General features: G+C 64.9%; 19 protein-coding genes. 12 read left to right on the plus strand and 7 right to left on the minus strand.

Annotated elements, in window-relative coordinates; all coding sequences use genetic code 11:
• The first annotated feature begins 62 nt into the window (after positions 1 to 62).
• Together ACZ1A1_RS06275 and ACZ1A1_RS06280 are read left to right on the plus strand one after the other, a co-directional pair.
• Positions 63 to 1091: a hypothetical protein gene (locus ACZ1A1_RS06275; protein ID WP_463619213.1), complete on the plus strand. Its 1029-nt coding sequence runs from the start codon at positions 63 to 65 to the stop codon at positions 1089 to 1091.
• 95 nt (positions 1092 to 1186) lie between these two features.
• Positions 1187 to 2221: a TAXI family TRAP transporter solute-binding subunit gene (locus ACZ1A1_RS06280; protein WP_463619214.1), complete on the plus strand. Its 1035-nt coding sequence runs from the start codon at positions 1187 to 1189 to the stop codon at positions 2219 to 2221.
• 101 nt (positions 2222 to 2322) lie between these two features.
• Here ACZ1A1_RS06280 and glnA read toward each other — a convergent pair whose 3' ends face one another.
• Both glnA and ACZ1A1_RS06290 read right to left on the minus strand, forming a co-directional pair.
• Positions 2323 to 3732, minus strand: a complete 1410-nt coding sequence (gene glnA / locus ACZ1A1_RS06285; protein WP_313194940.1) for a type I glutamate--ammonia ligase — start codon at positions 3730 to 3732, stop codon at positions 2323 to 2325.
• Positions 3733 to 3791: 59 nt separating this feature from the next.
• Complete coding sequence (locus tag ACZ1A1_RS06290; protein ID WP_011975544.1) at positions 3792 to 4130, minus strand: P-II family nitrogen regulator; 339 nt, start codon at positions 4128 to 4130, stop codon at positions 3792 to 3794.
• Between the two features lie 366 nt (positions 4131 to 4496).
• On the opposite strand from ACZ1A1_RS06290, the gene ACZ1A1_RS06295 reads away from it, so the two are divergent.
• The gene (locus ACZ1A1_RS06295; RefSeq protein WP_463619215.1) at positions 4497 to 5984 is read left to right on the plus strand and encodes an NAD(P)H-hydrate dehydratase; all 1488 of its coding nucleotides are present in this window, start codon (positions 4497 to 4499) and stop codon (positions 5982 to 5984) included.
• Between the two features lie 36 nt (positions 5985 to 6020).
• On the opposite strand, the gene ACZ1A1_RS06300 is transcribed toward ACZ1A1_RS06295, so the two are convergent.
• A complete protein-coding gene (locus tag ACZ1A1_RS06300) occupies positions 6021 to 6824 on the minus strand; it encodes a DUF72 domain-containing protein (RefSeq protein WP_463619216.1) in 804 nt (267 codons plus the stop codon).
• Positions 6825 to 6841: 17 nt separating this feature from the next.
• Positions 6842 to 9760: an excinuclease ABC subunit UvrA gene (gene uvrA, locus ACZ1A1_RS06305; RefSeq protein WP_463619532.1), complete on the minus strand. Its 2919-nt coding sequence runs from the start codon at positions 9758 to 9760 to the stop codon at positions 6842 to 6844.
• 292 nt (positions 9761 to 10052) lie between these two features.
• Here uvrA and ACZ1A1_RS06310 point away from each other — a divergent pair, with 292 nt between their 5' ends.
• Positions 10053 to 10571, plus strand: coding sequence for a single-stranded DNA-binding protein (locus ACZ1A1_RS06310; protein ID WP_463619217.1), 519 nt, complete (start codon positions 10053 to 10055; stop codon positions 10569 to 10571).
• An 80-nt stretch (positions 10572 to 10651) separates the two neighbouring features.
• Positions 10652 to 11071, plus strand: a complete 420-nt coding sequence (locus ACZ1A1_RS06315; RefSeq protein ID WP_463619218.1) for a cupin domain-containing protein — start codon at positions 10652 to 10654, stop codon at positions 11069 to 11071.
• Here the strand turns inward: ACZ1A1_RS06315 and ACZ1A1_RS06320 are convergent.
• Positions 11061 to 11690 carry a MarC family protein gene (locus ACZ1A1_RS06320; RefSeq protein WP_313194934.1) on the minus strand — a complete coding sequence of 210 codons (630 nt, stop codon included), beginning with the start codon at positions 11688 to 11690 and terminating at the stop codon, positions 11061 to 11063. The two genes, ACZ1A1_RS06315 and ACZ1A1_RS06320, sit on opposite strands and share 11 nt — an antisense overlap.
• 214 nt (positions 11691 to 11904) lie before the next feature.
• Here ACZ1A1_RS06320 and gyrA point away from each other — a divergent pair, with 214 nt between their 5' ends.
• Positions 11905 to 14685 (plus strand): DNA gyrase subunit A, encoded by a 2781-nt coding sequence (gyrA, locus tag ACZ1A1_RS06325; protein WP_463619220.1) that lies wholly within the window; start codon positions 11905 to 11907, stop codon positions 14683 to 14685.
• 122 nt (positions 14686 to 14807) lie between these two features.
• Here the strand turns inward: gyrA and ACZ1A1_RS06330 are convergent, their stop codons facing one another.
• Complete coding sequence (locus tag ACZ1A1_RS06330) at positions 14808 to 14954, minus strand: hypothetical protein (RefSeq protein ID WP_313194932.1); 147 nt, start codon at positions 14952 to 14954, stop codon at positions 14808 to 14810.
• A gap of 10 nt (positions 14955 to 14964) precedes the next feature.
• Positions 14965 to 15090, minus strand: a complete 126-nt coding sequence (locus ACZ1A1_RS06335; protein WP_281048098.1) for a hypothetical protein — start codon at positions 15088 to 15090, stop codon at positions 14965 to 14967.
• Positions 15091 to 15330: 240 nt separating this feature from the next.
• Between ACZ1A1_RS06335 and coaD the strand changes: the two genes are divergently transcribed.
• From coaD to tgt, 6 genes are all read left to right on the plus strand, one after another.
• Positions 15331 to 15825, plus strand: a complete 495-nt coding sequence (coaD, locus tag ACZ1A1_RS06340) for a pantetheine-phosphate adenylyltransferase (RefSeq protein WP_463619221.1) — start codon at positions 15331 to 15333, stop codon at positions 15823 to 15825.
• A gap of 34 nt (positions 15826 to 15859) precedes the next feature.
• Positions 15860 to 16426, plus strand: coding sequence for a peptidylprolyl isomerase (locus ACZ1A1_RS06345; RefSeq protein WP_313194930.1), 567 nt, complete (start codon positions 15860 to 15862; stop codon positions 16424 to 16426).
• Between the two features lie 81 nt (positions 16427 to 16507).
• Complete coding sequence (locus ACZ1A1_RS06350; RefSeq protein ID WP_119256343.1) at positions 16508 to 17023, plus strand: peptidylprolyl isomerase; 516 nt, start codon at positions 16508 to 16510, stop codon at positions 17021 to 17023.
• Positions 17024 to 17102: 79 nt separating this feature from the next.
• A complete protein-coding gene (locus ACZ1A1_RS06355; protein ID WP_463619222.1) occupies positions 17103 to 17552 on the plus strand; it encodes a DMT family transporter in 450 nt (149 codons plus the stop codon).
• 8 nt (positions 17553 to 17560) lie between these two features.
• A complete protein-coding gene (queA, locus tag ACZ1A1_RS06360) occupies positions 17561 to 18628 on the plus strand; it encodes a tRNA preQ1(34) S-adenosylmethionine ribosyltransferase-isomerase QueA (RefSeq protein ID WP_463619223.1) in 1068 nt (355 codons plus the stop codon).
• Entirely contained in the window at positions 18625 to 19755 is a 1131-nt protein-coding gene (gene tgt, locus ACZ1A1_RS06365) for a tRNA guanosine(34) transglycosylase Tgt (protein ID WP_313194927.1), read from the plus strand. The genes queA and tgt overlap by 4 nt, the downstream gene beginning before the upstream one ends.

The raw sequence follows: 19755 nt of genomic DNA on the forward strand, positions 1-19755 counted from the left end.
GCTTGCACCTCCGGCGGTTTCGGCGTACCTCGGGAAAAGATGTTTCAGGCGGATCGGACGGCATGAACAACCAGTGGGGCAGGAGCGGCAACGGAACGACGGCAGGCGGCGGCTCCGGGGCGGGCGGCATCCTGTTCGCCTCCGTGGTCAGCCTGGCGCTGGGGATAGCAGCCGGCTACGGTGGCCTGCGCATGATGAGCGGCGCGGTTCCGGCCAGCGAGATCGAGCAGCGGGACCAGCGCATCGCCGAGCTTGCAAGGGAGCTCGACGCCCGCACCGCGCAGGTCGAGGACGGCAGCCAGCGGTCTCAAGCCCTCGCCGACGAGAACCGCACCCTCAAGCAGCAGATGGAGGCCCTTCGCAACGGCATAGGGAGCTCCGACGACGCTGCCGTTGCGGAAAATGCGCGGCTGACGCAGGAAGTCATCCCGGGGCTGAAGAGCGATCTGCAACGCGCCTCCCGGCGCGCCGCGGATGCGGAAGCCTCGAAGACGAAGGCCGAGAACGCTCTGCAGGAACGCGAGCGCCAGCTCTCCCTTAGCGCCGACCAGATCGCGCGGCTGGAAAAGGCAATGGACCAGGCCCGTGGCGCGCAGGCGGGCGCGCAGAGCGCCGAGGCGAAGCGTCTCGCGGCAGAGGCCGCCACGCTGCGCCGGCAGCTCGAGGACGCACAGCGCGCCGAAGAGACCATGCGGGCGAAGGACCTGCCTGCATTGCGCAAGGAGATCGCCGACAGGGACCGGGAGATTACCGATCTCAAGGCCAGCAATGATACGCTCACGGCACGGATCGGCGTGCTGGAGGATGCAGCGCGTTCAGTGCAGCAGGATGGTCCCGGGAATGTCGGAGACGGTCCGGCACTCGACAATGCGAAGCCGGCCGATGGCCGCAATCCGCGCGATGCATCGCTCGTGGCCGATGCTATGCGCACTGCGCCCGGTCTCGACCGTCTTACCGGCACGCAGCGCGACCAGCTGGAGCGCACGCTGGTTTCCGGCGAGTGCGTCACCAATTCGCTCGGCGGCGTCTTCAAGCGCGTGCCGGTGCTGACGCTTCGCAACCTGATGCGCGATCTCGACAGCGACTGCTAGTTTCCATGGCGGCCTTGCCGCCCGCCTGTATTTCCGCGATTCCCGATGCAAAGCTACGGCGCTTTTTTCCGGAATTGCCCAAGGGAGGGATTTTGATGAAGCGATCTGTTCTTGCGGCCGCACTCGGCCTTGCACTTTCCATCGGCACGGCATCGGCCGAGGGGATCGAGCGCAACATCATGACCGGCGGCCCGCAGGGCACCTATATCAAGATCGGCCACGACATCGCCACGCTCGGCGCCGAATGCGGCCTGAAGCTGAACGTGGTCGAAAGCGCCGGCTCGCTGGAAAATTTCGTCGGCGTGCGCAACCGCCGCAACACCCAGTTCGGCATCGTGCAGAGCGACGTGCTCGAATATCTGAAGACCTTCGAGGCGAACGACCCGGAGGTGCAGAAGGCGGTGAAGGGCGTGCGCATCATGTTCCCGCTCTACAACGAGGAGATCCATGTCCTCGCCCGCAAGGACATTGCCGGCATGAAGGACCTCGCCGGCAAGAAGATCGCCGTCGGCAAAAAGGACAGCGGCACCTTCCTGACGGCGACGCTGATCATGGACATCCTGCAGGTCAAGCCCGGCGAGCGCATCGACATCAACCCGGACGATGCGCTGCCCAAGCTGCTCTCCGGCGAGATCGACGCCTTCTTCTACGTCGCGGGCGCGCCCGCCGCGCTCTTTGCCGGCAATACGATCGACAAGGCGAAGTTCCACCTTCTGCCGATCACCGAGGCGCCGCTGCTCGCCACCTACACGCCCTCGCGGATCGAGGCCGGTACCTATTCGTTCCAGGACCAGCCGGTCGATCTCGTCGCGGTGAAGGCCGTGATGATGACCTATGACTACGACGTCAAGCGTAATGCCTATCACCGCGACAGCTGCAAGACGGTCTCGGATTTCTCCAGCCTCATCCTCACCGGGCTCGACAAGCTGAAGGCGACCGGCCATCCGAAATGGAAGACGGTGGACCTCACCGCCCTGCCGCCCGGCTGGCAGGTGGGCGTCTGCGTCAAGGCCGGCATGGCGATGGACTACAAGCCCTCCTGCAAGACCCCCGCCGAAAAGGCGGGGAGCGGCGCGGATGACTCGAACGAGGAATACCTGAACCTCCTCAAGCAGCGGCTGCAACAGTAGCGCTGCGAAGGCGAACATCGGCAATGTCGCAGTTCACTTGATCCCGCAACAAAAAACCCGGCCAATGGCCGGGTTTTCCGTTTCAGGGATACTTCCGCCGGTCAGGCGGAGTAGTACATGTCGAACTCGACCGGGTGCGGGGTCATTTCGAAGCGCATGACTTCCGCCATCTTCAGCTCGATGTAGGAATCGATCTGGTCGTCGTCGAACACGCCGCCGGCGGTCAGGAACTTGCGGTCCTTGTCGAGGTTTTCGAGGGCCTCGCGCAGCGAGCCGCAGACGGTCGGGATCTTCTTCAGTTCCTTCGGCGGCAGGTCGTAGAGGTCCTTGTCCATGGCCTTGCCGGGATGGATCTTGTTCTTGATGCCGTCGAGGCCGGCCATCAGCATGGCGGCGAAGCCGAGATAGGGGTTGCCGAGCGGGTCGGGGAAGCGGATTTCGACGCGCTTGGACTTCGGACCCGTGCCGAACGGAATGCGGCAGGAAGCCGAGCGGTTGCGGGCCGAATAGGCGAGCAGGACCGGTGCCTCATAGCCCGGGACGAGACGCTTGTAGGAGTTCGTCGTCGGGTTGGTGAAGGCGTTGATGGCCTTGGCATGCTTGATGATGCCGCCGATGAAGTAGAGGCAGGTTTCCGAAAGGCCGGCATATTCGTCGCCGGCGAACTGCGGCTTGGAGTCCTTCCAGATCGACAGGTGCACGTGCATGCCCGAGCCGTTGTCGCCGAAGATCGGCTTCGGCATGAAGGTTGCCGTCTTGCCATAGGCGTTGGCGACCTGGTGCACGGCATATTTGTAGATCTGCACCTTGTCGGCGCTGCGCACGAGCGTGTCGAACTTGACGCCGAGTTCGTGCTGGGCGGCGGCCACCTCATGATGCTGCTTTTCAACGGTGACGCCCATTTCGGCGAGGACCGTCAGCATTTCGGAACGCATGTCCTGGCAGCTGTCGACCGGCGGGACCGGCAGGTAGCCGCCCTTGATGCGCGGACGATGGCCGAGATTGCCGGTCTCGTAGGCGGTGTCGTCGTTGGAGGGCAGTTCCGAGCTGTCGAGCCTGAAGCCGGTATTGTACGGGTCGGCCTTGTACTTGACGTCGTCGAAGACGAAGAATTCCGGCTCCGGACCGGCATAGACGGTATCGCCGATGCCCGAGGCCTTGAGGAAGGCTTCGGCCTTCTTGGCGGTGCCGCGCGGGTCGCGGTTATAGGCTTCGCCAGAGACCGGCTCGAGGATGTCGCAGAGGATGACCATGGTGGACTGCGCGAAGAACGGGTCCATATGGGCGGTCGCCGGATCGGGCATCATCACCATGTCGGACTCGTTGATGGCCTTCCAGCCGGCGATCGAGGAGCCGTCGAACATGACGCCGTCGGCGAACATGTCCTCGTCGACGCAGCTGACGTCCATCGTGATATGGTGCAGCTTGCCACGGGGGTCCGTGTAGCGCAGGTCGACGAACTTTACGTCGTTTTCCTTGATTTGCTTGAGGATGTCATTGGCAGTCGTCATGTGTTGGTTCCTGTGTGAGATGACGAGATGGAAAGCCTTGGCCGGAAGGCGAGGCGGGATCAGATGGCGTCGATGCCGGTTTCGCCGGTACGGATGCGGATGACTTCTTCGACGTTGGAGACAAAGATCTTGCCGTCGCCGATGCGGCCGGTCTGGGCCGCGTTGCGGATCGCCTCGATGACGGCTTCCGCATTCTCGTCCGCCAGGACGACCTCGACCTTCACCTTGGGCAGGAAGTCGACGACATATTCGGCGCCACGGTAGAGTTCCGTATGGCCCTTCTGGCGTCCAAAACCCTTCGCCTCGGTGACGGTGATGCCCTGGAGGCCGACTTCCTGGAGGGCCTCCTTCACCTCATCGAGTTTGAAGGGCTTGATGATCGCTTCGATCTTTTTCATGAGAAGATGTCTCTCCGCTTCTCCCGTTTGCGCAGCAGGACTGCGCCCGCTGCTCACTCCGAATGCATGTAGCATGCCAAGTCGAAGCAGGATGCATGCCAGACCGGAGGAAATCCGTTTCTTTCACCATCCCGCTCGTCCTCACGCGGCGATGATGCGGCTTTCCGGGCAAAAGGGCTAGGGGTTCCTGCCTAAAAACTGTCTCTTTGCTTTCCGTAGGGCCGAAGGAGGCGGGATGTCGGGCAATGCTGCCCGAGAAAGCTCCAAACTTGAGCATATTGAATATGCAGATGCATAAAAATAAGGCTTTTGGCGAAGATGGCCAACGGGCTTGCAGCGGCCGCGTCTTTGCGGGCATGGTGGGGCATGTACCAGGAAATCGACACCTTGATCATCACGCCCGGGGACATGGGCCGCATCGATGCCGCCGCCGCGGCATCGGGCCTTGCGAGCTACGGCCTGATGGAGCGGGCCGGGCAGGCGGTCGCGGCGGCGGCGCTGCGGCGCTTTCCCGGAGCGCTCCGCTTCGTCGTGCTCTGCGGCCCCGGCAACAATGGCGGCGATGGATATGTCGCCGCGCGGGCGCTGGAGGCGGCCGGCGCGGAGGTCGCCGTCCACGCCCTCGGTGACCCGTCCGCGCTCGGGGGCGACGCGGCCATTGCCTTCCGGCATTTCGGCGCTGCACCGAGGACGCTTGCGGAATATGGGCCGCGCCCGGGCGACGTGGTCGTCGATGCGCTGTTCGGCGCAGGCCTGTCGCGCGACCTGCCGGACGAGGCCGTGCAGGTCGTCGAGGCCGTGCGCCGGCATGCGCTGCCGGTCCTTGCGGTGGACCTGCCATCCGGTATCGACGGGCGGACGGGAGAGGTGAGGGGCGCGGCCTTCGAGGCTGTCGCGACCGTCACCTTCATGTGCCGCAAGCCGGGCCACCTGCTCCTGCCCGGTAGGACGCTCTCCGGCGACGTGGAGGTTTTCGACATCGGCATTCCCGGCCGCATCCTCGCCGGCCATGCCGGCCATGTCCGGGTTAACATACCGGATGTCTGGCGGCTTGCCGAACCGCGGCAGACCGGCGCGACGCACAAATATGTCCGCGGCCATCTCGCCGTCTTCTCCGGCCCGGCCACCGCCACCGGCGCGGCACGGCTTTCCGCGGCGGCCGGCCTTCGCGCCGGGGCCGGTCTCGTCACCGTGCTTTCTCCTACGGACGCGCTTTCCGCCAATGCCGCCCATCTGACCGGCGTGATGCTGAAAGGCGTGGACGGGGAAGCCGACCTCGCCGCCCTGCTCGAAGACGATCGCCTCAAAACCTTCGTCCTCGGCCCCGGCTTCGGAGATGCCGGGAAGGCAAGGGCCTATGCCGGCCTGATCGCCGCAAAAGGCCGCCGCCTCGTGCTCGACGCCGACGGTATCAGCGCCTTCCGCGATGCGCCGGACGCGCTCTTTAAGCTTTTCTCCGGCGGCGATACGCGGCTGGTGCTGACGCCGCATGACGGGGAATTCGCGCGGCTCTTTCCCGACCTTGCCGGCGATGGGACGCTTTCCAAGATCGATCGCGCGCAGAAGGCGGCCGCCCGAAGCCATGCGGCCGTGATCCTCAAGGGCGCCGATACGGTGATCGCCGCGCCCGACGGCCGCGCGCTCGTCAACGAGAATGCGCCGCCCTGGCTCGCCACCGCCGGCTCGGGCGATGTGCTGGCGGGCATCGTCGGCGCGCATCTGACGCAGGGCATGCCCGCCTTCGAAGCCGCAGCCAGCGCCGTCTGGCGCCATGGCGAGGCCGGAAGCATCGTGGGCGAGGGGCTGACGGCGGAGGATCTTCCAGAAGCCATCCCGCCCTGGCCCGCGGCGTGAACGTTTCGATTCTGTCGGGAAGACTCGAACCTTGCCTCAGCCCGTCCGCTTCTTCAGTTCGCGCGCCCCGTTCGGCGCATTGACCTTGCCGGAGGTGATGAAGAAGGCGAAGACGTCGCGGGCCTTGCCGGCGGGGCTCGTCTCGGGATCGACCTTCGGCAGGTCGGACGGCTCGCCGCCGCCGGCCCAGTCCTTGAGCCGTCCCGCCCATTCGTCCAACGCCTTTGCGGGATAGCAGGTCTCGATGTCGTCCGACCCGCGCTGCAGGCGGGCATAGACGAAATCCGCCGTCACGTCGGCGATCTCGGGATAGTCCTCATGCTGCGCATAGACGATCGCCATATTGTGCTTGCGGGCAAGCGCGGCGAATTCCGGCACCTTGAAGCTGTCATGGCGCACTTCGAGCGCATGCTTCAGCTTGAGCCCGTCCAGCTTTTCCGGCAGGAGCTTCAGGAACCCCTCGAAATCCTCCGGCTCGAATTTCTTCGTCGGCGGGAACTGCCAGAGGATCGGGCCGAGATGGTCGCCGAGTTCGGCAATCCCCTGCGTCAGGAATTTCTCGACGGATTCGCCGCCGTCGGCGAGGACCTTGCGGTTCGTCGTGAATCGGCTCGCCTTGAGGGAGAAGATGAAACCATCCGGCACCTCGGAGGCCCATTTGGCGAAGGTCTCCGGCTTCTGCGAGCCGTAATAGGTGCCGTTCACCTCGATGGCCGACAATTCGCGGCTGGCGAATTCGAGCTGCCGTTTCTTCGGCAGCTTTTCGGGATAGAAGGTTCCCTCCCACGGCTCGAAGGTCCAGCCGCCGATGCCGGTTCTGATGGTGCCGGATGTGCTCATGGTCTCCTCCCGTGTGATTATTCCGCCGCCACCCGCTTCATCGGCCGGCGCTCCAGCAACTCTTTCAGGAAGTGGCCGGTATAGGAACGCTCGACCTTGACCACATCCTCGGGCGTGCCCTCCGCGATCACCTCGCCGCCGCCGTCGCCGCCCTCGGGGCCGAAGTCGATGATCCAGTCGGCGGTCTTGATGACCTCCAGATTGTGCTCGATGACGACGACCGAATTGCCCTGGTTGACCAGCTCGTGCAGCACCTCCAGCAGCTTGGCCACGTCGTGGAAATGCAGGCCGGTCGTCGGCTCGTCGAGGATATAGAGCGTGCGGCCGGTCGAGCGCTTGGACAGCTCCTTGGCGAGCTTGACGCGCTGCGCCTCGCCGCCCGACAGGGTGTTCGCCTGCTGGCCGACCTTGATATAGCCGAGACCGACCTGGTTCAGCGTCGTGAGCTTGTCGCGCACGGCGGGAACGGCGGCGAAGAACTCGACGCCCTCTTCGACGGTCATGTCCAGTACGTCGGCGATCGACTTGCCCTTGAAGGTGACGTCGAGCGTCTCGCGGTTGTAGCGCTTGCCGTGGCAGACGTCGCAGGTGACGTAGACGTCCGGCAGGAAGTGCATCTCGATCTTGATGACGCCGTCGCCCTGGCAGGCCTCGCAGCGCCCGCCCTTGACGTTGAAGGAGAAGCGGCCCGGCTGGTAGCCGCGCGCCTTCGCTTCGGGAAGGCCCGCGAACCAGTCGCGGATCGGCGTGAAGGCGCCGGTATAGGTCGCCGGATTCGAGCGCGGCGTGCGGCCGATGGGCGACTGGTCGATATCGATGACCTTGTCGATATATTCGAAGCCGTCGATGCGCTCGTGCTCGGCCGGGATCTCGCGCGCGCCCATGACGCGGCGGGCGGCGGACTTGTAGAGCGTCTCGATCAGGAAGGTCGACTTGCCGCCGCCGGAAACGCCCGTGACGGCCGTGAAGACGCCGAGCGGGATCGAGGCCGTGACATTCTTCAGATTGTTAGCTTTCGCCCCGACGACCTTGATTTCCTTTTTCTTCTTCGGCTTGCGCCGCTCGGCAGGAACCGCCACGGAAAGCTCGCCGGAGAGATACTTGCCGGTGAGCGACGCGGGATTGGCAATGACTTCGTCGGGCGTGCCCTGCGCGATCACCTCGCCGCCATGGATACCGGCGGCGGGGCCGATATCGACCACATAATCCGCCGTCAGGATCGCGTCCTCGTCATGCTCGACGACGATCACCGTGTTGCCGATGTCGCGCAGGTGGCGGAGCGTATCGAGCAGGCGGGCATTATCGCGCTGGTGGAGGCCGATGGACGGTTCGTCCAGCACGTAGAGCACGCCCGTCAGGCCGGAACCGATCTGCGAGGCGAGGCGGATGCGCTGGCTTTCGCCGCCCGACAGCGTGCCGGAATTGCGCGACAGCGAGAGATATTCGAGGCCGACATCGTTGAGGAAGCGCAGGCGCTCGCGGATCTCCTTGAGGATGCGCACGGCGATCTCGTTCTGCTTGGCGTTGAGATGCTCCGGCAGCGCTTCGAACCAGTCGCGCGCCACGCGGATCGACATTTCCGTCGTCTCGCCGATATGCAGCTTGTTGATCTTCACCGCCAGCGCCTCGGGCTTCAGGCGATAGCCGTTGCAGGCCGGGCAGGGGGCGGCCGACATGTAGCGCTCGATCTCCTCGCGCGACCAGGCCGAATCCGTTTCCTTCCAGCGGCGCTCCAGGTTCGGCACGATGCCCTCGAAGGTCTTGACCGTCTTGTAGGAGCGCGCGCCGTCCTTGTAGTTGAACTCGATCTTCTCCCTGGTGCCGTTAAGGATGGCGCTCTGCGCCTCCTGCGACAGCTCCGACCAGCGGTTGGAAAGCTTGAAGCCATAGGCCGCGCCGAGCGCTTCCAGCGTCTGGTTGTAATAGGGCGAGGAGGACTTGGCCCAGGGCGCGATGGCCCCGTCGCGCAGCGTGCGCTCGCTTTCCGGCACGATCAGGTCCGGGTCGATCTTCTGCTGGCTGCCGAGGCCGTCGCATGTCGGGCAGGCGCCGAAGGGGTTGTTGAACGAGAAGAGCCGCGGCTCGATTTCCGGGATGGTGAAGCCGGAGACCGGGCAGGCGAATTTTTCGGAGAACAGCACGCGCTCGTGCGTCTCGTTCAGCGACTTGTTGGCCGATCCGCCGGCGGACGTCTCCTCGATAGGCAGCGGCTTGTCGGCGAATTCCGCGATGGCGAGGCCCTCGGCGAGCTTGAGGCAGGTCTCAAGACTGTCGGCGAGGCGCGAGGCGAGGTCCGGGCGCACGACGACGCGGTCGACCACCACGTCGATATCGTGCTTGTACTTCTTGTCGAGCGCGGGAACGTCGGCGATCTCGTAGAACTGGCCGTCCACCTTGACGCGCTGGAAGCCCTTCTTCATCAGCTCGGCGAGTTCCTTCCTGTACTCGCCCTTGCGGCCGCGCACGACGGGCGCGAGGATGTAGAGGCGCGTGCCCTCGCCGAATTCCAGCACCCGGTCGACCATCTGGCTGACCGTCTGGCTCTCGATCGGCAGGCCCGTCGCCGGCGAATAGGGCACGCCCACGCGCGCGAAGAGCAGGCGCATGTAGTCGTAGATCTCGGTGACCGTGCCGACGGTCGAGCGCGGGTTCTTCGAGGTCGTCTTCTGCTCGATGGAGATGGCGGGCGACAGGCCGTCGATCTGGTCGACGTCCGGCTTCTGCATCATCTCCAGGAACTGGCGCGCATAGGCCGAAAGGCTCTCGACATAGCGGCGCTGGCCTTCGGCATAGATCGTGTCGAAGGCGAGCGACGATTTGCCCGAGCCCGAAAGCCCGGTCATCACGATCAGCTTGTTGCGGGGCAGGTCGAGGTCGATGCCCTTGAGATTGTGTTCGCGAGCGCCGCGAATGGAAATGGTCTTGAGTTCGCTCATGGTATCCAGCGTCAGAAGGTCGTTGCGCATTGCAGAAGGGGTCGGCCCCTATGTAGGCATTGGTTGGAGCCTGTCCATGCGCCGTCAGAAGATTCCGTGCCCGTTTCCGATTCGGTTGACAAGAGTGTAGGGAATTATTAGAACAAAAAAAGAACGAATTTTCGCAATTGATCTGTGGATTATCGCTTGCACGGGGCGGCGCTGGCGCGCGGCAGCCGATAAGATGCCGCATTCGTGTAGTGATAATGATGCCGGGCGCCTTTCGTCCGGCGCGACAACGGGAAGTACGGGCATGGCTGGTAGCGTCAACAAGGTGATCTTGATCGGGAATGTCGGGGCGGACCCGGAAATCCGCCGGACGCAGGACGGTCGGCCGATCGCCAACCTGCGCATCGCCACCTCCGAGACCTGGCGCGACCGCAACAGCGGCGAGCGTCGCGAGAAGACGGAATGGCACAATGTTGTCGTCTTCAACGAGGGCCTGTGCAAGGTCGTCGAGCAATATGTGAAGAAGGGCGCCAAGCTCTATATCGAGGGCGCGCTGCAGACCCGCAAGTGGCAGGACCAGACCGGCAACGACCGCTACTCGACGGAAGTCGTGCTGCAGGGCTTCAACTCCACGCTGACCATGCTCGACGGTCGCGGCGAGGGCGGCGGCGAGCGCCGCGGCGGCGGTGATTTCGGCGGCGGTGCGCCGAGCTACGACGACTACGGCTCGCGTCCGGCCTCTGGCGGTGGCGGCAGCAGCAGCAGCCGCTCGGGCGGCGGCGGCTCGATGGCCCGCGACATGGATGACGACATTCCGTTCTGAGAACGGGAACGAAAGGCCGGCCTGAGCGCCGGCCTTTTTCTTTGGCGCCCCGGCATTCTCTCGCCGAGGGGAGGCATGGCATGCGCGACGAAAGGACAGAAGGCGACGTGCTTTTCCTGCGTCCCGGTGAGGGGCGGGCCTATTCGCTCGGACGGATGAGTGCCGTCTTCAAGGCGGACCATGGCGAAACGGACTGCGCCTACAGCGTCTCCGAATGGTGGCTCGACCCGCGGACGACGGGGCCGGGCGCCCACGCCCATGATGAGAATATCGAGCTTTTCTACGTGATCGAGGGGGTTGCAAGTATCCTTGCCGGTGCGGAATGGCTGGAGGCGCCGGCGGGCAGCTTCATACGCATTCCGGCGGGCGTGCTGCACGATTTCGAGAACCGCACGGATCGGCAGGTCGGCCTGCTGAATGTCTTCCTGCCCGGCGGCTTCGAGGAGAACATGCCGGCCATCTCGAAGTGGTTTGCCGGGAACCCGCCTGTCAGCCGATAAACACCGACTTCACCCCGTCCACCACGAACTGCACCGCCAGCGCCGCGAGGATCACGCCGAGCAGGCGCGTCAGGATCGCGCGGCCGGTATTGCCGAGGAAGCGGTCGATGCGCTCGGCTATGACCAGCGAAAGGAAGAGGATGACGAGGCAGAGCGCGAGGACGCCGATGAGGGCGGTGCGCTCGAGGGCGGAGGGGAAGGCGCCGGAAAGAAGGATCGTCGCGGAGATCGCGCCCGGGCCGGCAATCAGCGGCAGGGCGAGCGGAAAGACCGCGATATTGTGGATGTGATCGCGGGTGATCGCCACTTCGCTGGTCTTCTCCTTCCGCTCGTTGCGGCGCTCGAAGATCATCTCGAAGGCGATCCAGAACAGCAGCAGGCCGCCGGCGATACGGAACGCGCCGATGGAAATGCCGAGCAGCGAGAGCACGCCGGCGCCCGTCAGGGCGAAGACGGCGAGGATGCAGAAGGCGATCAGCGAGCCGCGCAGCGCCACCTGCTTGCGCTGCGGCCGCGTCATGCCGACGGTCAGCCCCAGGAAGATCGGCGCCAGGCCCGGCGGGTCGAGGGTCACGAGCAGCGTCGTGACGGCATTGACCAGAAGATCGATGTTCAGCATTGCGGCGTTCCCCTCGCCTTGAACGGCCGTTTCGACGGCCTTGTGCCCGCATTGTTAGGCGAGGGCGGCGCATTAGGGAAGGGCGGCCACGAAAATGCGCAAATTGGCGGATTTTCTGGGAAAAGCCTGTTCAAAACCCTTGGCGAAATTGGCGCTTCGGGTGCCGGTAGGCTATAAAATCAGCACTGATTCTGAACAAAGATCGTGACCGAAATTGACAGAACAATCGACACCCGGCGGCAAGAACCCTCCCGGCATTGAGCCGATCTCCATCATCGAGGAAATGCAGCGCTCCTATCTCGATTACGCGATGAGCGTGATCGTGTCCCGCGCGCTTCCCGATGTGCGCGACGGCCTGAAGCCCGTGCACCGGCGCATCCTCTACTCGATGAGCGAGATGGGCGTCGACTGGAACAAGAAATATGTGAAGTCGGCCCGCGTGACCGGTGACGTGATGGGTAAGTACCATCCGCACGGCGACGCTGCGATCTACGACGCCCTGGCGCGCATGGCGCAGGACTGGTCGCTCCGCCTGCCGCTCATCGATGGCCAGGGCAATTTCGGCTCCATCGACGGCGACCCGCCGGCAGCCCAGCGCTATACGGAATGCCGCCTGGAGAAGGCCGCCCATTCCCTGCTCGACGACCTCGACAAGGAAACGGTAAACTTCCGCGACAACTATGACGGCACGATGAGCGAGCCCGTCGTCGTGCCCGCGAAGTTCCCGAACCTGCTCGTCAACGGCGCGGGCGGCATCGCCGTCGGCATGGCGACGAACATTCCGCCGCACAACCTCTCGGAAGTCATCAACGGCTGTATCGCGTTGATCGACAATCCGGCGATCGATCTTCTCGACCTGATGCAGATCATCCCCGGCCCGGACTTCCCGACCGGCGCGCTGATCCTCGGCCGCGCCGGCATCCGCCAGGCCTATGAGACCGGCCGCGGCTCCATCGTCATGCGCGGCCGCGCCACCATCGAGCCGATGCGCGGCGACCGCGAGCAGATCATCGTCACCGAGATCCCCTATCAGGTGAACAAGGCGACGATGATCGAGAAGATGGCGGAACTCGTGCGCGACAAGCGCATCGAGGGCATTTCCGATCTTCGCGACGAATCCGACCGCGAGGGCTACCGCGTCGTCATCGAGCTGAAGCGCGACGCCAATGCGGACGTCATCCTCAACCAGCTCTACCGCTACACGCCGCTGCAAACTTCGTTCGGCGCGAACATGGTGGCGCTGAACGGCGGCAAGCCGGAGCAGATGAACCTGCTCGACATGCTGCGCGCCTTCGTCGCCTTCCGCGAGGAAGTCGTCAGCCGCCGCACCAAGTACCTGCTGCGCAAGGCGCGCGACCGCGCCCATGTCCTCGTGGGCCTTGCCATCGCCGTCGCCAATATCGACGAGGTGATCAACCTCATCCGCCGCGCGCCCGATCCTCAGACGGCGCGCGAGCAGCTGATGGAGCGCCGCTGGCCGGCCAAGGACGTCGAAGGGCTGATCCGCCTCATCGACGACCCGCGCCACCGCATCAACGACGACCTCACTTACAATCTCTCCGAGGAGCAGGCCCGCGCCATCCTTGAGCTGCGCCTCGCACGCCTCACGGCGCTTGGCCGCGACGAGATCGACGAGGAGCTCAACAAGATCGGCGAGGAGATCAAGGATTACCTCGATATCCTCTCCTCGCGCCTGCGCATCATGACCATCGTCAAGGACGAGCTCGGCGCGATCCGCGACGAGTTCGGCACGCCGCGCCGCACCGAGATCGCCGAAGGCGGCCCGGACATGGACGACGAGGACCTGATCGCCCGCGAGGACATGGTCGTCACCGTCTCGCATGCCGGCTATGTCAAGCGCGTGCCGCTCGCGACCTATCGCGCGCAGCGCCGCGGCGGCAAGGGCCGCTCCGGCATGGCCATGAAGGACGAGGATTTCGCGACCCGCCTCTTCGTCGCCAACACCCATACGCCGGTGCTGTTCTTCTCCTCGCGCGGCATCGTCTACAAGGAGAAGGTCTGGCGCCTGCCGATCGGCACGCCGCAGTCGAAGGGCAAGGCGCTGATCAACATGCTGCCGCTGGAGCCCGGCGAACGCATCACGACCATCATGCCGCTGCCCGAGGACGAGACGACGTGGGAAAACCTCGACGTCATGTTCTCGACGACCCGCGGCACGGTCCGCCGCAACAAGCTGTCCGATTTCGTCCAGGTCAACCGCAACGGCAAGATCGCGATGAAGCTCGAGGAAGAGGGCGACGAGATCCTCAACGTCGAGACCTGCACGGAGCGGGACGACGTGCTGCTGACGACGGCGCTCGGCCAGTGCATCCGCTTCCCGGTCGATGACGTTCGCGTCTTCGCCGGCCGCAACTCGGTCGGCGTGCGCGGCATCACGCTGGGCAACGGCGACCGCATCATCTCGATGGCGATCGTCGGCCATGTCGATGCCGAGCCGTGGGAGCGCGCCGCCTATCTCAAGCGCTCCGCCGCCGAACGCCGCGCCAGCGGCGTCGACGAGGAAGATATCGCGCTGGTCGGCGAGGAGGTCGGCGAAGTCGGCGATCTCTCCGACGAGCGTTATCTGGAGCTGGGCAGCCAGGAGCAGTTCGTGCTGACGGTCTCGCAGAAGGGCTACGGCAAGCGCTCGTCCTCCTACGACTTCCGCACCTCCGGCCGCGGCGGCAAGGGCATCCGCGCCACCGATACGTCCAAGACCGGCGAGATCGGCGAACTGGTCGCCGCCTTCCCGGTCGAGGAGAAGGACCAGCTCATGCTCGTCTCCGACGGCGGCCAGCTCATCCGCGTGCCTGTCGACGGCATCCGCATCGCCAGCCGCGCGACGAAGGGCGTCACGATCTTCTCCACCGCCAAGGACGAGAAGGTGGTCTCGGTCGAGCGCATCAGCGAGCCGGAAGGCGACGAGGATGCCGAGGGCGTTGCCGAGGAAGGCGATGTCGAGGCCGGGGACGCTGTGGAGGGCGGCGAGGAATAGTCCTCGCCCAAATTCAGGACATGAAAAAGCCGGACGGGCAGGGAACGACCGTCCGGCTTTTCATTTGGAGCGGGCAGCCCGGAGGGAAGACTGCCCGCTTTGACGGCGGCAAGGGGGCGTTCTCAGACGCCGAAGCCGCCTGCTTTCGTTTTCAGCCGGACGGCCTTCAGGACCGCGCGCTCACGCTTGATCTCAAGGATCGTGCGGGCAAAGTCCATCGTGAAGACCGTGCTGATGAAGACCATGGAAAGGATGCTGATCGCGGCCATGGGAAACGCCTCAGCGCAGCCACTTGCCGCGGCCGGCGACCTTGGGCGCTGCCGGTCGATCCTCTTCCCGCAGCGCATGGATCGTTGCTGCGGTCAGCGCGATGAACATGGTCATGCAAAGTAGAGCGAGTGCCATTTTCGTGTTCCTTCCAGCCTAAGGAAACGCGTTACTTGTTCCATTGGGTTCGGTCGGTAAAATGCGCCACCGCACATATTGTTCCCGGCCCCTATGCTGTCATTTAGACATGCGGCGCCTGAAATGGTCTTGAACGGCCCGTTCATGCGCGGTTCATGTTCTTCAACAGGGGACAGCGCGTGCCGCGACCTTGCGGAAAGAGGCGGTCCATGACAAAAGGCGGCAAACGGGACCCCGCCGATGACAGTCGCCTTCTACCCTGGCTCCTTCGATCCGATCACCAACGGCCACATCGACGTGCTGGTCCAGGCGCTGAACGTGGCGCCGAGGGTCATCGTCGCCATCGGCATCCATCCCGGCAAGACGCCGCTCTTCTCCTTCGAGGAGCGCGCCGGCCTCATCCGCCAGTCCATCACTGAAGCCTTGCCGGAGCGGGCAGGGGACGTCAGCGTCGTCTCCTTCGCCAACCTGGTCGTCGATGCCGCGCGCACCCACAAGGCGCATCTCCTCATCCGGGGCCTGCGCGACGGGACGGATCTCGATTACGAGATGCAGATGGCCGGCATGAACCGGCAGTTGGCGCCCGATGTGCAGACGATCTTTCTGCCGGCGGGCGTTGCCTCGCGGCCCATTACCGCCACATTGGTCCGCCAGATCGCGGCCATGGGCGGCGATGTCGGTGCCTTCGTTCCGGCGCCCGTCCTTGCGGCCCTCAAAGCCCGCCGGAAGGGCTGAGCCCAATCATCCTGAACCCCTCAAGGGAGCTATCATGACCATCCTCCGTCACGCCTTTGCAGGAGCCCTGTTCCTTGCGACCGCAACCGGCGCCTTCGTTGCCCAGGCCGCCGACTTCATCACGATCCAGCTCAAGGACGGCCCGGTCGTCATCGAGCTGAACGACAAGGCGCCGAAGCATGCCGAACGCATCAAGGCGCTCGCCGCCGGCGGCGAATACGACAATGTCGCCTTCCACCGCGTGATCGAGGGCTTCATGGCCCAGACCGGCGACGTGCAGTATGGCGACATGGAGAACGGCTACCAGCCGCAGGCGGCCGGCACGGGCGGCTCCAGCCTGCCGGACCTTCCGGCCGAATTCTCCGACATTCCCTTCGAGCGCGGCACGGTCGGCATGGCCCGCGCGCAGGACCCGAACTCGGCGAATTCGCAGTTCTTCATCATGTTCGCGCCGGGCGACTTCCTCAACGGCCAGTACACGGTCGTCGGCAAGGTGGTTTCAGGCATGGAGAACGTCGACAAGATCAAGCGCGGCGACGAAGCCAACAACGGTTCGGTGACCGATCCCGACCGGATGATCAAGGTCACCGTCGGCAAGTAAGCCACTTTATGACTGGCCGCATGTTGCAATCGCGATGCGGCGCCCCACTTCTGCGCAACAGGCTTTAGAAGGAGAAAGACCATGGCCGAGATCAAGGATCCGGAAAACACCATCATCATGGAGACCACGAAGGGCAAGGTGGTCATCCAGCTTCTTCCGGATCTCGCGCCGGGCCACGTCGCACGCGTCAAGGAACTGGCGCGCGAAGGCGCCTATGACGGCGTCGTCTTCCACCGCGTGATCGAGGACTTCATGGCCCAGACGGGCGACGTGAAGTTCGGCAAGCAGGGCGGCGCCGACTTCAACCCGGCCCGCGCCGGCATGGGCGGCTCGGAAAAGCCGGACCTCAAGGCCGAATTCTCCAACATGAGCCATGTGCGCGGCACCTGCTCCATGGCCCGCAGCCAGATGCCGAACTCCGCCAACTCGCAGTTCTTCATCTGCTTCACGGATGCGCCCTGGCTGAACAAGCAGTATTCCGTCTGGGGCCAGGTCATCGAAGGCATGGAAAACATCGACAAGATCAAGCGCGGCGAGCCGGTGCGCGATCCCGACTCGATCGTCTCCATGAAGGTTGCCGCCGACGTGGCAGCCTGATAGAAAGCCGTCGTTTTCGACCGCGCTCGCCCCGGCGGGCGCGGTTTTTCTTTGTGCGCTTTTCAAGAGACAAGTCGATATGACCGCTTTCCTCTGGGCGCTGCTCGGCATTGCGGCCGGCGCGTGCATCGCAATCCAGGCTCCCGTCAACGCCCTGCTCGGACGCGGTCTCAGCATGCCGGTCGCGGCCGCCTGCATCTCGTTTCTCTCCGGGGCGGTGGTCCTCGGCATCGTGATGCTCGCCACCGCCTCCTTCGAGGGGCGGGCGCCCGACTGGCGCGGGCCGGACCTCTGGCTCTATGTCGCCGGCGGCGCGCTTGGCACCGTCTATGTCACCACAGCGATCTACCTGACGCCGCGCATCGGCGCGGCCGCCGTCATGGCCTTCGCCGTTTCCGGCCAGCTTCTCGCGGGCATCCTGCTCGACCGCATCGGCTTCCTCGGCATGGCTGTTCGCGAAATTTCCGTCGGCCGCATCGCCGGCGCCCTCCTGCTTGTCGCCGGGGCGCTGATGATCCGCTTCCTCTGAGGCCCGCCATGCGCGTCGACCTTTTCGATTTCGACCTGCCGGAGGAGAACATCGCGCTTCGCCCGGTCACCCCGCGCGAAGCGGCAAGGCTGCTCGTCGTGCGGCCCGGCGCCGAAATGCCTTATCAGGACAGCACCGTCGGCGACCTGCCGTCGCTGCTGCGTCCGGGCGATGCGCTGGTCTTCAACGATACGCGCGTCATTCCCGCCCAGCTCGAAGGCACCCGCCACCGGGAAGGGGCGGGCGGCCAGAAGGTCTCCGCGACGCTTCACATGCGCATTGCCGGCGACCGCTGGAAGGCCTTCGCCAAGCCGGGCAAGCGCATCAAGCTTGGCGACCGCATCACTTTCGGCGCGGCGGAGAACCTGTCGGCAATCGTCGAGGAGAAAGGCGAGGGCGGCGAGGTCACCCTGCATTTCGACGCATCGGGCCCCGCGCTCGACCGAGCCATCGCCACGGTTGGCCATATCCCGCTTCCGCCCTATATCGCCTCCAAGCGCGCCGACGACGAGGCGGACCGCAAGGATTACCAGACGATCTATGCCAGGGAGGAGGGCGCCGTCGCCGCGCCCACGGCCGGGCTGCACTTCACCGACGCCCTTTTCGAAAAGCTCGATGCGCTCGGCGTGGAGCGGCATTTCGTGACGCTGCATGTCGGCGCCGGCACCTTCCTGCCGGTCAAGGCGGACGATACGACGGACCACGTCATGCACGAGGAGATCGGCTATGTCTCGGAAGAGACCGCCGCGGCCCTCAATGCCGTCCGGGCGAGGGGCGGGCGCATTATCTCCGTCGGCACGACATCGCTGCGCCTCCTCGAAAGCGCCGCCGGCGAAGACGGCACGATCAGGCCCTGGTCCGGCGCGACGGGCATCTTCATCACGCCCGGCTATCGCTTCCGCACGGCCGATATCCTGATGACCAATTTCCACCTGCCGAAATCGACGCTCTTCATGCTCGTTTCGGCCTTTTCCGGCCTGGAGACGATGCGCGGCGCCTATGGCCATGCGATTTCGGCCGGCTACCGCTTCTATTCCTACGGCGACTCCAGCCTGCTTTTCCGGGACGACCGATGACCGAGACCTTCCAGTTCAAACTCCTCGCCACCGATGGCAAGGCTCGCCGCGGCGAGGTCTCCATGCCGCGCGGCACCATTCGCACGCCGGCCTTCATGCCGGTCGGCACGGTGGGCACGGTCAAGGCGATGTATCTCGACCAGGTGCGCGAGCTCGGCGCAGACATCATCCTCGGCAACACCTATCACCTGATGCTGCGGCCCGGCCCGGAGCGTGTCGCGCGGCTCGGCGGCCTGCACGAGCTCATCCGCTGGCCCTATCCGATCCTTACCGATTCCGGCGGCTTCCAGGTCATGTCGCTCTCGGGCCTGCGCAAGCTCGACGAGCAGGGTGTCACCTTCAAGAGCCATGTCGACGGCGCGCTGCACCACATGTCGCCGGAACGCTCCATCGAAATCCAGGGCCTGCTCGACAGCGATATCCAGATGCAGCTCGACGAATGCGTGGCGCTGCCGGCATCGCCGAAGGAAATCGAGCGCGCCATGGAAATGTCGCTGCGCTGGGCCGAGCGCTGCAAGGTGGCCTTCGGCGACCAGCCGGGCAAGGCGATGTTCGGCATCGTGCAGGGCGGCGATATTCCGCATCTGCGCGTGCGGTCCGCGCAGGCGCTGGCCGAGCTGAACCTCAAGGGCTACGCCATCGGCGGCCTTGCCGTGGGCGAGCCGCAGGAGGTCATGCTCGACATGATCGACACGACCGTCCCGCACATGCCCTTCGAGAAGCCGCGCTACCTGATGGGCGTCGGCACGCCGGACGACATGCTGAAATCCGTCGCCCGCGGCATCGACATGTTCGACTGCGTGATGCCGACCCGCTCGGGCCGCCACGGCCTTGCCTTTACGCGGCGCGGCCGCATCAACCTGCGCAACGCCCGCCACGCCGAGGACATGCGCCCGCTCGACGAGGAATCGAGCTGCCCGGCCGCCCGCGACTATTCGCGCGCCTATCTGCATCACCTCATCCGCGCCAACGAGTCGCTCGGCGGCATGCTGCTGACCTGGAACAATCTTTCCTATTATCAGGACCTGATGGCCGGCATCCGCAAGGCGATAGAGGAGGGGCGTTTCGCCGATTTCATGGCGGAAACGCAGGAGAACTGGGCGAGGGGCGATCTCGCCCCTCTCTGA

The sequence above is a fragment of the Shinella sp. R2-11 genome, from assembly GCF_055330205.1.